This is a genomic window from Silicimonas algicola, from assembly GCF_003148765.1.
GTDB lineage: Bacteria > Pseudomonadota > Alphaproteobacteria > Rhodobacterales > Rhodobacteraceae > Silicimonas > Silicimonas algicola.
On the sequence record NZ_QGGV01000013.1, the window covers coordinates 76748 to 89409 of the forward strand.

Here is a 12662-nt window from a genome sequence, read left to right on the forward strand (position 1 = left end):
CACGCGGCGCCCGCACCTTGGATCATCTCGGCAGACCGAGCGTCCGGTCCAGCCACGAGCGGAGGTAGTGAAGGTGGCCGGAACGTCCGAATGTTAGACATCTTGCGGTGCCGTCAGACCAGTGCGAGCCAGTCTCCGCAACGCCGGTGACGCAGCCCCTTACTTCGCATAGAGACCGCGCCATTCGACAAGTGCGGCGTTGCGGTTCAGCTTGAGGAGGTTTCGACCGGAGAGGCTGCGGTCCTGGTTGAAGTGGTTCGAGACGGCGGCGTGGACGGAGGCAAACTTTTGCAGGCTTCGCATCCGCCGGAAGCGCTGCATGGCCCGCTCCCGTCGTCGGAACGGCAGGTGCGAGTTCTCCGCCTGGTTGTTCACCCAGCGACCCATCTCGCGATCATCACCTCGCCCCATCTCCTTCAGAGCTGCGCCGTAGGTGCGGAGGCGATCGGTCACCACTTCCTCGGGCCGGCCGTGACGCTTCATCGCTTTCCTGAGGAACTTCAGCGCCGCCGTCTTGTCCCGGGTGATCGTGACGAAGCTCTCGAGAACCTCACCCTCATGATCAACGGCCCGCCAGAGGTAATGCTGCCTGCCGTTGATCTTCACGAACATCTCGTCCAGATGCCACCGCCACCGGCTCGAGCGCAGGCCCTGGACCCGGCGCTTCCGGATCTCGGACAACCTACAGCCCCCAACTCCTTCACGACGGCAGAGATAGAGTGCCTGTTGCCCGAGCTGGCCATTCAGCTAGGCGGAGGAACAAGCGTTGATCGCCCACCCAGTGCCACCTCATCCGGAAGCGCTTCATCTTTGTTGGGCGTTATGTTGGGTTTTCCGGTCATCTGCGCAAGAAAATCAATAAAATCAACGTTAAATGGCGGTGCTGTCAGACTAATGCGAACCAGTCTCCGCAAGGCCGGTGACGCAGACCCTTACTCGGCATAGAGACCGCGCCACTCGACCAGAGCGGCGGTGCGGTTCAGTTTGAAGAGGTTTCGACTGGAGAGGCTGCGGTCCTGGTTGAAGTGGTTCGAGACGGAGGCATGGACGGAGGCAAACTTTTGCAGACATCGCATCTGGCGGAAGCGCTGCATTGCCCGCTCCCGCCTTCGAAACGGCAGATGCGAGTTCTCTGCCCGATTGTTCACCCAGCGACCCATTTTGCGATCGTCGCCTCGTCCCATCTCCTTGAGGGCTGCGCCATAGGTACGGAGGCGGTCGGTCACCACTTCCTCCGGCCGGCCGTGACGCTTCATCGCCTTCCTGAGGAACTTCGACCTGCCTTCTTATCGCGGGTCGTCGGGACGAAGCTCTCCAGTACCTCACCTTCTTGATCTACGGCCCGCCAAAGATAATGCTGCCTGCCGTTGATCTTCACAAACATCTCGTCCAGATGCCATCGCCACCGGCTCGAGCGCAGGCCCTGCACCCGGCGCTTCCGGATCTCTGACGCAAACATCGGACCGAACCGATTCCACCAGTACCGGACCGTCTCGTGGCTGACATCGACGCCGCGTTCGTGCAGCAGGTCCTCGACGTTCCGTAGCGATAGCGGGAAGCGGACGTAGAGCATCACTGCCAGGCGGATGATCTCGGGCGACGTCTTGAAGTACCTGAAAGGAGGTTGTCTGGGCATCGCAGCAAGGTACGGCGGCCAGGAACCTGTCTCAAGGCAAGTTCTTCTGACACTGTCCTGTAAACCCTTGCTCTTCATTCCTGCGGTCACGATGAGACGTCAGGCGGGGCCAGCCCTGCCGCGCCTGCGCTCAATTGGATACGTCGGCACCTAGGTTCGTAACCCTGCAATCAGTGTGGCGGGGCTTACCGGCTTCGAGAGAAACAAGCTGCCCTCGGGCATCTCACCCGTGGTCGGTTCCTTTTCACCAGAGACGAACAGGGTGCGACAGTCCGGGAGCCGATCGCGGATCGCGAACGCAAGCGTCAGCCCGTCAAGGGACCCGGGCATATCCACGTCCGTTACCAGCGCATCGAACGTTCGGACTTCCTCGAGAATGGCCAGGGCCTGTTCGGCGTCCCTTGCCTCCCAGACCTCACATCCCTGCTCCTCCAGTATCCAGGCCAGGTCCATGCGGATGAGCCACTCATCCTCTGCCAGAAGAACTCTCACCTGAACCTCCAGATCTCTTGGCACCCTGCCGTAGTAGGACAGGGAATATTCCGTTTCGCCACTGAACATCCTCGTCGTCAATTCGTTCCCGGAAAGCCGCACCGACGCTTGACGGGCCAGTCACGGCACCATGACCGGAGTCTCGAACGCCTCGTCGGGCGGCCCCGGCCGTATCGCAGTGACGGCTCCTGCGACAACTGGCTCCTTTCCGGGGTCGGAGGTGATTGCCATGATGCAAAAGCATCATACTGTGGCCGCGAAGGTTTGCGTCCGCTTCGTTTGTCGTCTCTCTGCCTGCGACCCGTGCCATTTCGTAGCTGTTCTGATCTTGCCCAAGCCGTGGGATCGTTATGTCGAAGAAGCTGCACCCGGCAGAAAACGTGCTCGGCATTCATTGGCCGCCTCCGGGGTCATGGTCTGCGTGGCTCCTGGCTGCCGGACTGATTGTAGCGGCGTCGGTCCTCAAGCCGCTGCTCGAGTACATCGGCGGGGAGCCCCTGCCGCCTTACATTACTTTTTATCCTGCGGTCGTCATTGCGGCCTTTGGCGGCGGACCGATCGTGGGCGTGGTCACGGCACTCGTGACCGTCGTTGCGGCCTGGGTCTTGTATCGGTCCGCCCCGCTCGCTCCAGTCAACCTCCCGTCCGAGATGATTTACACGGTCACGTCGATCTTCCTGGCGTGGTCTGTTGGCAGGGCGCGTCTGGCACTGGAACTGGCGAATGCGTTGCGTGAACGGCAGGAGTATACTGCGCGGGAGTCGGTCCACAGGATCAAGAACCTCATTGCAGTCGTCCTCGCACTGGTTCGGAAGGTGTCCCGTGAAGTCGACAGCGTCGATCAGTTTCGGGATATCATGACCGCTCGTCTTCATGGCGTCGACGTAGCTCAACGAGTGCTGGTGCAGGGTGACTGGCAGGCAGCTTCACTCAATACCGTCATCGACACCTCCCTCGCACCGTTTCTGAGCAATCCGGGTCTGACCCTCCATCGCGGACCCGAGGCGACGATCCCGGCGGAAGCGGTCAGCGGGCTCTCGATGGCGCTCTATGAACTGTGCACGAACTCGATGAAGTATGGCGCCCTTGCTGAAGGCCGTGGTCCCGCCGTTCTGTCGTGGTCCGTTGAGGGTCAGACGGTCGTCCTCGAATGGGGGGAGAGCGCTCCGACTGAACCCGACGCAAGCGAAAGCTTTGGCACGCGCCTCATCCGCTCATCCCTCGTGGGTGTGCGCGGGGGTCGCGTCGAGTACACGGTAGCGTCGGGTCGGGTGCATGCTTCGTTCTCCTGGACGGACACATCCATCCTTGCGGCGTCACCCTCTGAGCGAATTGCTTGACGCCCTTTGAGCCACCTCGCACCGTCGCTGCGGGGAAGTGTAGATGATGCGATGAGTTTGCAGATCGAAGGGAGAAGCTCATGTCCCGATCAATGAGGACGCTGGTCGAACGGCAGATCAGAAAGGCGATTGCAGAAGGACAGTTCATAGGCTTGAAGGGCGAAGGCAAGCCATTGCCAGACCATTCCGGTGAGGCCTTCACCGACATGGCCACCCAGGTGGCGGTTCGGATAATGGCCGAGGCAGGGGCATTGCCCGAGGAATTCAAGATCAAGAAATTGCTCGAACCGGCCAGGGAAGCATTCCGAGACGCCAAGAGTGAAGAAGACAGGCGTCTTGCGATGGCGCTCATCGCGGACCTCGAACAGCGGTATAATACTGCTGTCGAGGCGCGAAGGAAGTTCATGGGGCGCTGATCGAGCGAACGGCGCCCCATGCACATCAATGTTCTTGCCTTCACTGAAGGCACCCATTGAGCGGTGTACAGACCTGCGCAATCAACGTCAGGCAGGTTTGTACATGGTCAGAGAGACTGTCCCATTCCCGAAGTTCGTGGCTTACGAGCGGGTCTCGACCGCCCGGCAGGGGAGATCGGGACTTGGGCTCGAGGCACAGCGGAAGGCGATAGACGACTTCGCAGCATCGAGGGGCGCGGACGTCCTGGCCCGTTTCACAGAGGTTGAGAGCGGACGGAAGAACGAACGGCCGGAACTGGCGAAGGCGCTGATCCTTGCGAACCTCACTGGGGCAACGCTGGTGATCGCCAAGCTCGACCGGCTCTCCCGCAACGCGGCCTTCCTCCTGACCCTGAGAGACAGCGGGGCGAGGTTCGCGGCCTGCGACATGCCGGAAGCGAACGACCTCACCGTGGGCATTATGGCACTGGTCGCCCAGCAGGAGCGGGAGGCGATCTCTCGGCGCACGAAGGAAGCGCTGGCGGCCGCGAAGGCCCGCGGGGCGAAGCTCGGCAACCCGAATAGCGCGGCGGCCCTCAGGCGGGCTGGTAAGGGCGGTGAGACGCTCAGGGAGGCTGTGGCTCGGAATGCAGACGAGTTTGCCGAAGAGCTGCGTCCGGTGGTTGACAGCCTCAGGTCCGACGGTGTGATCGCTTCGAGGCATCGCGGATGCCTTGAACGCAAATGGTATGATGACCAGGCGTAAGAGAATGTGGCACGTTTCCAATGTCCGGAACCTGCTTGAGCGGCTCGGAGACGAAAGCGGGTGCGCAGTCCAGGAGTGAGAGAGAGCCTGGAGAGGTCAATGTTGCCTTGCTGGTTCTGTGGCCCATACGTCGGCGGCGCTTACCACCGTCAGTTTTGAGGCCATCGCGTCCAGTGCCACACGCTGCACAACGTTCGCCGGGGATGCAAAGAGACCTCAGATTGCACCACCATCGAACCGATCAGCGGGATCCGACATCAGGGGAAAGCGACGCCGCGGATTGTAGTGAATGGGAGCGGTCGCCCCTCAGCGCAATGTCCGCGTTCGCTCTCTGAACTCTCGACTAGTAGGCTTCGCTGCTTTGTCCAAAACGCGCCGGCGTCGACCTTTTCCCAGCAACTAGGAGACTTGAAGCGCCCGCGCAGTGGGGGCCGGGGCTGCCAGACAGGGTGTCAGTGTGATCGACCGTGCTCAGCCACGGCGCAAGACCGCCATCGCAGTTTCGTACGCCTTCTGTCGCTCAGACTTCGACACGGGCAACGACCAGTCGGCCCTCCGAGTATCCTGAAGTGCCGTCTCACGCGAAAACGAGAACCGCCAGACAATGCAATGGACTGCGCTGATGCATTCCGCCTTGCGGCGGTGCAGTCTCCCGCCGAGGCCTCCCAAGCCCGCCGCGCACCCCCGGTAGCGTTCGGCTGTCGTTTCGCCGAGTTCCTCGTCCATGAGCATCATCACGACGGCCCGGTAGCCGTAAAGCTCGCCCGTGATGCATTCATCGACCGTTTCCTCGCTCCATCCGCGGAACGCTTCGCATTCCGAATGGACGAAGACGCGCACGTCATCCGGCACCGGTATCCTTGGATCGGGCCATGCGATGCCGCCCGCCATCGCCTGAGCAGAAAGGAACAAAAAAATTGCGAAAGGTCTGAACAGCAACATTTGCTTCTCCCGCGTTTGCTCCCCGACCATACCATCTCCGTGGCAGCCTGTCCTGAAGATCGATCAAAGGTCGTGAGACTCGCTGCGCATTTCCTCAGTAGTGAGAGTCGCCATTTTTCTGGTGCGCGGGGTGCTGCCTCGGTTGCACGCGCCGGGCGGTGAAAGGTGTCCAATGTGCGGGGCCTCATGGCCAGATCGGCAAGTTGACTACTGGCTGCCAAAACCACCTTGTCGCAGCGCAAGAGCGGGAATGACGCGCGCTTCCGCAGGCTTGTTGCCTTCAGACGTCGCGAAACCCTCCCTCGCTGAAAGCATCGCACATTCGAGACTGTGCTCCGCCAACGATTTCGTTTCGATTTCGTGCGCGTTTCCTGCGACGCCATCCGGTCCATGAGAAGTTGATCCTGTGAAGCAACTCACGAAACCAGACACATCAGGAGAAGATCATGATCCGCACCACTATCAGCGCAGCTACGCTGGCCCTTCTGGGCACTCTGCAGGCCCACGCCGATCAGTACGCCGTCCGCATCAATGTCGCATTCGATGGAGCGACGCCCGAGCTTCTACAGGCGCTCAGGATCGAAGAAATCGACAACTTCAAGGCCCATGGCAACCAATACGTCATTCTGGAAGCACCCGGCGAAGCCTATGTCGAAGCCTATGTTTTCGCGATTGGCCGCAAGGCCGTCGAGTTGAGCACCCTCGACGCGGACTGGATGCATCCCAGTGTCGCGGAGATGCCGCTTGAGAACCGACTTCGCTTCCTGCGGCAGGTTGAATGCGAGTACTGCGTTAGCTGACACGAGGATTAAGAGTTCGGGCCGACGATCCAGTCGGCCCAGACGGTGGTCGCCTACCACATTACCGGAAACAGAACATGGATATGAACTTCAACGAGAAGACCGGTACAGTGTCGAATGTCCGATCCCAAGTGAGACTTGTCGAAACCGGCCGAATGACGAACGCAAGCACATCTACACTGATCCTTGGTTCCTGCTCGTTCGAGCCGTCGAGCCTGACGCTGCGTGACGCCTCGGGCATGGTGCTGTCGCTGCGGTCGCAGTCGCTGCGAGTACTCGCCCAACTTGCACGCACCCCTGGTCAGCTTGTGTCGCGCGATGCCATTGCACAGGCCGTTTGGCCCGATGTCGCGGTGACGGACGACAGTTTGGTGCAATGCATCAAAGACGTTCGGAGTGCGCTGGCGGACAAGGACAGGACCATCCTCAAGACGGTCATCGGCCAAGGTTATATCTTGAAAGCGCGCGCCGTTGCCGATCCCCTCGGCGCGCTGCCGGAAATCTTCGTAGAGCGGTTTCAGTCTTCGGACACAGTGACGGCGGAACTAAGCGAAGCCTTGTTTGAAGAACTTATGGTGCGCCTGTCGCTGCGTCGAGGGGTTGTAATCGTAACCGACCCGGACCACCGGTCCAACGCGAAGTACCTAATATCCGGTCGAGTTTCGGACAGGTCAGGAACGGCGCGCATCTTTTTCCGTATCACCAGGCGCGGCCACGATGCTGACCTGTATGCAGCCACCGAAGAGGCCGCCGACGCCGAGAAATGGGACCTGCCAGGCTTGGTTGCCGATGCAATTTCAGCCCAACTTCGGGTACGCATGATCATGGGTGACGGATCGGAGTTCGCACAAGCAGACGATACGACACTTTCGGCGCAGGAATTGATGGCGAAGGCGGCCTGGCACATGTGCCGCTTTCGGCGGTCAAACTGGCGGTCGGCCAGGACGGCCATGGAACAGGCGGTTCTGCTGGCCCCGGAGAATCCGACCGTGCTTACGATGCTTGCCGCCGTCGAAACGCAAATGATACCGTTGATCCCGTTTTCGGAGCTTTGCGCAGACCCCGACCGCGCACTCGCGTTGTGCGATCGCGCTGTCGAGATCGATCAGTCCAGCGACTGGGTGTTGCGGACCAGGGGCAATGTCAGGTTCTGGCTGCTAGGCGATCACGAAGGCGCGCGCCTCGATTGTCGCCGGGCCCTTGCGATCAACCCGTCCTATCACCTCGCGCATCTGACGATTGCCACCAGCGACATTCTTTCTGGCGCATTCAAACCGGGTGCACTTCGACTGCAGGAAATGATGCGCCGTGTGAACTTCGACCCCCAGAATCCGCTCTATTTCTCGCTGATCGCGCTGGCGTTGCTGCTGGACGGGCAGGTAGACGCCGCGGTGGAAGCCGCCCGAGAAGGGCACGAACGCAACCCGTTGGGAGCCTGGAATGCGCTGGTCTACGCGGTGGCGGCGTCCGGCAACAATCGCATCATGGATGCCACAGCGTTCCGTAGGATGGTGAACCGCATCGATCTACCCCCGTCGCATTTCCTGGATTTTCCGTTTTTGGACCAAGGTATGGCTGAAGAACTCGCCGCACGAGCCAAAGTAGCCGGAGTCGGAGCGTGACGAGCCTGCCGTATCCGCAAGCGATCCATCATGGGACTTCCTGTGCTCCCCTAAAGCGAACGACCGGTTTGTCGGCACATCTGACGTTCAGGTGACTTGGAACCGAGGGATTGCTGCGAATGTCCGCTCAGAGAGGCCGCAGCGCAGCGGGAGTTCTTGGTGATCAACGTCGGCTATGGGCCGATTCTGTTGAAGAACTCGGCCGGATTTGCGGCGCAGTCGGGCTTGGCGGGTGGAGCAGCCCTTGTGGTCCCGGATGCTGATCCGGTGCTGGGGTCGTCCGGGTGACCTCAAGGTTCAGATCAATTCGCGACCTTCATCCCAGCGAACGCCGGCCGCAGCTTGGCGAGCTTTCGGAGGTTCTGTGCTGTAGCGGCGAGGATGAACTCGTCCCTGGCACCGTTCGGACCCCTGAGGCGCAGGCGCGTGAGGTTCAGGATGCGCTTGAGGTGGGCGAAGAGCATCTCGACCTTCTTCCGCTTGTCCCGGGAGACCTTGTAGGCCTTCGTCTTCCGGCAGTCCCTGGCGAAGTCGCGCGCGTCCTCGTCCGGTGTCCGGGTGACGTATCGCGCGTCGGCGTTCGGGCAGCAGAGATCCTTCGACGGGCAGGCCTGGCAGGTGGCCCGGAGCGCGCGGTACTTGCGTGTGCCAGCGATGTTCTTCCCGCGGCCCGGGTCCGAGTAGTTGCGTCGGAACTGCCGCAGGGCATGGCCTTCCGGGCAGATGTACTGGTCGTTCTCCTCGTCCCATTCGAAGTCCGCCGCTACCACGTTCCGTCGGTTCTCCCGGTCTTGTCGATCACCGGGATGAACGGGATGATCCCGCGCTTCTTGACCAGCCAGCCAAGGTTCTCGCTGGACCCGTAGGCGGTGTCGGCGGCGAGCCATTCCGGGCAGATGCCGAAGCGCTGTTCGGTCCTGTCAAGCATGGTTTGCGAGGCGCCGACCTCGGCCTGCCGGATCGCCCTTGTGCCCTCCACGTCCATGATGACAGAGCACTTGGTGTCGACCAGGTAGTTCGGGGCGTAGGCAAAATAGGGTCGGCTTTCTTCGGCCCGGGTCCACTGGGCGGCCGGATCCGACTTCGCCACGAACTTCGGCTGCGACTCCGAGGCCGCGCCGAAGGCTGCATCATCGAGTGTCTCCAGATACTCCCGCGCCGCACGGTTGCCAGTGGCCCGGGCGACGTCGGGGCTCCAGCCCGCCGCCGCCAGGGACCGGCTCTTGTTGGCATCCGTTGGGATCAGGCTGGCATCAACGGCAAAGCCCTCGCCCGAGATGAGATCCTCCTTCAGGCAGCGCTCGACGGTCGCCTCGAAGATCTGCCGCAGCAGACCGCTCTCCCGGAACTTGCCGTGCCGATACCTCGAGAAGGTGGAATGATCGGGGACCTTGTCATCAAGGCCGAGACGGCAGAACCACCGGTAGGCCAGGTTGAGATGCACGTCCTGGCACAGCCGCCGCTCGGACCGGATTCCTATCACGTAACCGATCACCAGCATCCGGACGATCAGCTCGGGATCGATCGAGGGGCGACCCGTGTGGCTGTAGAACGGCCGAAGCCGCCCGTTCTGATCTTTGAAAAGATGCCGATGACCGCTGTGCGACGAGTTTATTCCGGCAGGCCCGCTTTCGCGAGCCCACTTCTATATGCGTTCTGGAACTCCGGATCCTGGATGATGGGGTTCGCCTTGAGCACATCCGTCACGGTTTGTGGTTCGCCGAGCATTTGCGCTTCTTCGATTTCCCATTCGGCCGCGTCGACATCACCTGTCATGGCGTAGGCGGCGGCGAGCCAGAGGCGCGAAAAGGCCGCCGTCGGACTCATCTCGACGGCGCGGAGGAAGTCCTTGACGGCCAGCGCGTAGGCCTCTTCGAAGTAAGATACGATACCGCGATTCTGGTAGTACCAATAGGGTGGTGTCTGATTAAGATCGAAGGCGGTGCCGATCGCTTGGCGCGCCTCCTCGATCTGTGCGCCCCCGACATAGACCAGCGAGATGAACCCGTAGGCATCGGCATAGTTGGGGTCGATCTCGATCGCGGCGCGCAGTTCCTGCATGGCGCGGTCCCGGCTAGAGGGCGTTCGCCCGAGACGCGACATGATGCGCCCCATTGTCCATCGCGCAAAGGGGTTGTCCGGGTCCAGCCGCACCGCCCGCTCGGCCATCTCGATGGCCAGGACCCGATCCGCCTCGGCGCTTTCACCCCAGCCGAACCGTGACGAGAAGTCGTACATGTTGGCGAGGCGGGCGTAGGCCTCGGTATAGCCGGGGTCCACGTCGAGCGCGCGGCGGTAGAGCGAAATCGCGCGAGTGACGCCCGGACGGTCCAGCGAGGCCTCGAAGTGACGGCCCCGCAGGAGGAGGTCGTAGGCCGAGACGTCGGACGTGCCCGTGCTCATCAGCCGTTCCTGCTCTTGCGGCCGGAGCCTGACGGAAAGCGCGTCGACAATCTTTGACCGGACGTCGTCCTGAATGTCGAAAAGGTCGCCGAGCTGCCGGTCGTAGCGCTGCGCCCAGACATTAGAACCGGTCATCAGTTGTACCAACTGAACGCTGATCCTGATCTGCTCGCCCTCGCGCTGAACGCTACCATCCACCATATGGGTGGCTCCGAAATCCTTCATCGTTTCAGAGACGGCCTCCGGTGAGTTGCGTAGCCCGAAGGTCGTGTTCCGCGACAGGACCTTTATCGCCCCGATGCGGGACAGATCGGTCAGAAGATCCTCCGCCAGCCCTGATGACAGATAGTCTTGTTCCGGATCGCTGCTGAGGTTCTCGAAGGGTAGAACAGCGATTGTAAGCGTCTCCTGCGGTGCCGCTTCGCCGTTGAAGAGAAATGTGGCAGCAACCACAACAAGGAAGAGAGCGGCTACCCACGCCACGATGGCCGCGATCATCCGGGGTCCAAGTCGCCGCCGGTTGTGTTCCTGCCCCGGAACCGCTGACGCGGCGGTCAAAGACGCGTTATCTGGCACCGGAGTCGCCGTCAGCCGATAGCCTTGCTTTGGCACCGTCGCCAGCCGTTTCGCGTCTTCCCCGCCGAGTGCGCGCCGAATCTCGGAGATGCACTGGACGAGGCTGTCGTCAGTGACGTGAGTGTCTGGCCAGACCTCCCGCATCAGCGATTCCTTCGTGACGAGCTTCCCGCGATTTTGGGCCAGAAGGCACAAAACCCGCGCTGTCTGCGGCCGAAGAGGGACCTTAGTGCCATCGGGCGAGGTCAATTCCTCGTTTTCGGAATTGAAGCTAAACGCCCCAATTAGAAGAATTTTTTGAGCTTTCGTCAAATTTCGGGCCAGCCTTCGTGACTTTCGTGGCCGCAAACGAGCTTGCTTACATCAGGCGCTGAGATTGGCGCTGCAACCCGCACCAAACCAATTCCCAAACCACGGAGACCATTATGTTCAGAGCAACCATCATTTCCACCATTTTCGCCGCTGCGGCGTTCCAGGTCTCGGCAGATCCTGCCAAGGACTACGACCTGTCGATCCTTCCCGCGGAAGTCGCCGCGGGCGTCATCGAGCTGCAGAAACACGGCGACCGGTTTGAAGCGGCGATCAGGGCGATCTTCGTTGAGGCGGCGAAGCCTGACTGGACCTTCGGAGATTCCATTCAGGAAACCACCGAGATCACGGTCGTGGCCGAGCAAGACTGATCAATGAAACGGCGAGAAGGGCGGGGCCGGTTTTACATGACGCAAACTTTCCGGACCCGCCAACCTATTGTTGAGGCACGATCTGGTGTGCTGTGCCATTAATCGCTGACCATCTTCCTGTGCCGACGTCTTACCCCCGAAGAGTGCCCATTTGAAACTGAAGTTTGGGTGTCTTCGGACGTTGGCAAGGCATTGCACGAACGGCGGCTAAGGGCCCTCCTGGTTGCGCCGGACCAACTGGATCATGCAGATGCCGCGCCGTATCCTAAATTGGCAGTGAGCCCTGACCAGACTACACGGATCAAGCGCCAGGACGATGTGATCGCATTTGCGTGAGCGGTCCGAGATTGAGCCATTCGACAAACCTGCGCCTCGCCCAAGCATCGCCGAGCAGTTCGAGCCGGCGCGTTTCGATTGCCATGGCCGTGGTGAGGTCGCCACGGACGATGTAGATCGCGTCCGGAAGCGTGCAGGCGACGTAGAGGTTCAACTCTCCGCCCGGGTTGTCGACGCAGAGCTCGCAGCGGCCCTTCTGGTTCAGGAACCACCAGTACCGCTTCGCCTCAGGCTGATCCGTTAGTTCGAGCTGTATCAGGCATCGCTTTCTCCCGAAGACGTCTGGATTGGAAGAGCTCTCAAGGCTCCACACCAGCAGTCCCAGATCGATCTCGTGATCCATTAGTTCGCGCCGTGTCCAGCGTTGTCCCCAGATACCCAGTGCCTCGACCAAGGGAACGAATTCCCGGCCCGCTTCGGTCAGGACGTAGCCCGGACGCTTGGCACCAATGTCGTAACGCGCGACCACGCCTTCCGCGACGAGCCACTTCAGCCGTGAGGAAAGAATTGACGGCGACATTAGAGGAACACCCTTCTGCAACTCAGAGAACCGGCGCGGCCCGGAGGCGAGGTCACGGATGATCAGAGCGCTCCAGCGTTCGCAGAAAAGTTCCGCCGCCTTTGCGACAGGACAGAACTGACCATAGGATTTCACTCTGCGAGCTCTCCGGTTT

The 12662-nt window shown here is 61.1% G+C and carries 11 protein-coding genes and 3 pseudogenes; 7 read left to right on the forward strand and 7 right to left on the reverse strand.

The window, feature by feature from the left end; genetic code table 11:
- Positions 1-159: 159 nt before the first annotated feature.
- The 3 genes and pseudogenes from C8D95_RS20200 to C8D95_RS20210 all read right to left on the reverse strand — a co-directional run.
- A pseudogene (locus C8D95_RS20200) lies at positions 160-678 on the reverse strand (IS6 family transposase); the annotation flags it as partial.
- A 254-nt stretch (positions 679-932) separates the two neighbouring features.
- Positions 933-1636, reverse strand: a pseudogene (locus C8D95_RS20205) (IS6 family transposase).
- Positions 1637-1786: 150 nt separating this feature from the next.
- A complete protein-coding gene (locus tag C8D95_RS20210; protein WP_109761019.1) occupies positions 1787-2197 on the reverse strand; it encodes a response regulator in 411 nt (136 codons plus the stop codon).
- 281 nt (positions 2198-2478) lie between these two features.
- Here C8D95_RS20210 and C8D95_RS20215 point away from each other — a divergent pair, with 281 nt between their 5' ends.
- From C8D95_RS20215 to C8D95_RS22860, 4 genes are all read left to right on the forward strand, one after another.
- Entirely contained in the window at positions 2479-3468 is a 990-nt protein-coding gene (locus C8D95_RS20215; protein ID WP_109761020.1) for a sensor histidine kinase, read from the forward strand.
- A 92-nt stretch (positions 3469-3560) separates the two neighbouring features.
- A complete protein-coding gene (locus tag C8D95_RS20220) occupies positions 3561-3884 on the forward strand; it encodes a DnaJ family domain-containing protein (protein WP_241239691.1) in 324 nt (107 codons plus the stop codon).
- Between the two features lie 103 nt (positions 3885-3987).
- Positions 3988-4629 carry a recombinase family protein gene (locus C8D95_RS20225; RefSeq protein WP_249033334.1) on the forward strand — a complete coding sequence of 214 codons (642 nt, stop codon included), beginning with the start codon at positions 3988-3990 and terminating at the stop codon, positions 4627-4629.
- Positions 4616-4708 (forward strand): hypothetical protein, encoded by a 93-nt coding sequence (locus C8D95_RS22860; RefSeq protein WP_346243141.1) that lies wholly within the window; start codon positions 4616-4618, stop codon positions 4706-4708. Before C8D95_RS20225 ends, C8D95_RS22860 begins: the two co-directional genes overlap by 14 nt.
- A gap of 392 nt (positions 4709-5100) precedes the next feature.
- Here C8D95_RS22860 and C8D95_RS20230 read toward each other — a convergent pair whose 3' ends face one another.
- Positions 5101-5571 (reverse strand): hypothetical protein, encoded by a 471-nt coding sequence (locus C8D95_RS20230; protein ID WP_126918590.1) that lies wholly within the window; start codon positions 5569-5571, stop codon positions 5101-5103.
- A 446-nt stretch (positions 5572-6017) separates the two neighbouring features.
- Between C8D95_RS20230 and C8D95_RS20235 the strand changes: the two genes are divergently transcribed.
- Complete coding sequence (locus C8D95_RS20235; protein ID WP_109761023.1) at positions 6018-6371, forward strand: hypothetical protein; 354 nt, start codon at positions 6018-6020, stop codon at positions 6369-6371.
- A 77-nt stretch (positions 6372-6448) separates the two neighbouring features.
- A complete protein-coding gene (locus C8D95_RS20240) occupies positions 6449-7993 on the forward strand; it encodes a winged helix-turn-helix domain-containing protein (protein WP_109761024.1) in 1545 nt (514 codons plus the stop codon).
- Between the two features lie 302 nt (positions 7994-8295).
- Here C8D95_RS20240 and C8D95_RS20245 read toward each other — a convergent pair.
- Positions 8296-9575: pseudogene (locus tag C8D95_RS20245) on the reverse strand (transposase); the annotation flags it as partial.
- A gap of 29 nt (positions 9576-9604) precedes the next feature.
- A complete protein-coding gene (locus C8D95_RS20250) occupies positions 9605-11320 on the reverse strand; it encodes a winged helix-turn-helix domain-containing protein (RefSeq protein ID WP_109761025.1) in 1716 nt (571 codons plus the stop codon).
- A gap of 77 nt (positions 11321-11397) precedes the next feature.
- On the opposite strand from C8D95_RS20250, the gene C8D95_RS20255 reads away from it, so the two are divergent.
- On the forward strand, positions 11398-11652 hold the full coding sequence (locus C8D95_RS20255; RefSeq protein ID WP_109761026.1) for a hypothetical protein: 255 nt from the start codon (positions 11398-11400) through the stop codon (positions 11650-11652).
- Between the two features lie 301 nt (positions 11653-11953).
- Here the strand turns inward: C8D95_RS20255 and C8D95_RS20260 are convergent, their stop codons facing one another.
- The gene (locus C8D95_RS20260) at positions 11954-12643 is read right to left on the reverse strand and encodes a winged helix-turn-helix transcriptional regulator (RefSeq protein WP_164721716.1); all 690 of its coding nucleotides are present in this window, start codon (positions 12641-12643) and stop codon (positions 11954-11956) included.
- Positions 12644-12662 lie beyond the last annotated feature (19 nt).

Excerpts from the sequence above, each read along its gene's own strand:
- C8D95_RS20210 (WP_109761019.1), bottom strand. The coding sequence starts at position 2,197 with ATGTTCAGTGGCGAAACGGAATATTCCCTGTCCTACTACGGCAGGGTG.
- C8D95_RS20215 (WP_109761020.1), top strand. The coding sequence starts at position 2,479 with ATGTCGAAGAAGCTGCACCCGGCAGAAAACGTGCTCGGCATTCATTGG.
- C8D95_RS20220 (WP_241239691.1), top strand. The coding sequence starts at position 3,561 with ATGAGGACGCTGGTCGAACGGCAGATCAGAAAGGCGATTGCAGAAGGA.
- C8D95_RS20225 (WP_249033334.1), top strand. The coding sequence starts at position 3,988 with ATGGTCAGAGAGACTGTCCCATTCCCGAAGTTCGTGGCTTACGAGCGG.
- C8D95_RS22860 (WP_346243141.1), top strand. The coding sequence starts at position 4,616 with ATGACCAGGCGTAAGAGAATGTGGCACGTTTCCAATGTCCGGAACCTG.
- C8D95_RS20230 (WP_126918590.1), bottom strand. The coding sequence starts at position 5,571 with ATGTTGCTGTTCAGACCTTTCGCAATTTTTTTGTTCCTTTCTGCTCAG.
- C8D95_RS20235 (WP_109761023.1), top strand. The coding sequence starts at position 6,018 with ATGATCCGCACCACTATCAGCGCAGCTACGCTGGCCCTTCTGGGCACT.
- C8D95_RS20240 (WP_109761024.1), top strand. The coding sequence starts at position 6,449 with ATGGATATGAACTTCAACGAGAAGACCGGTACAGTGTCGAATGTCCGA.
- C8D95_RS20255 (WP_109761026.1), top strand. The coding sequence starts at position 11,398 with ATGTTCAGAGCAACCATCATTTCCACCATTTTCGCCGCTGCGGCGTTC.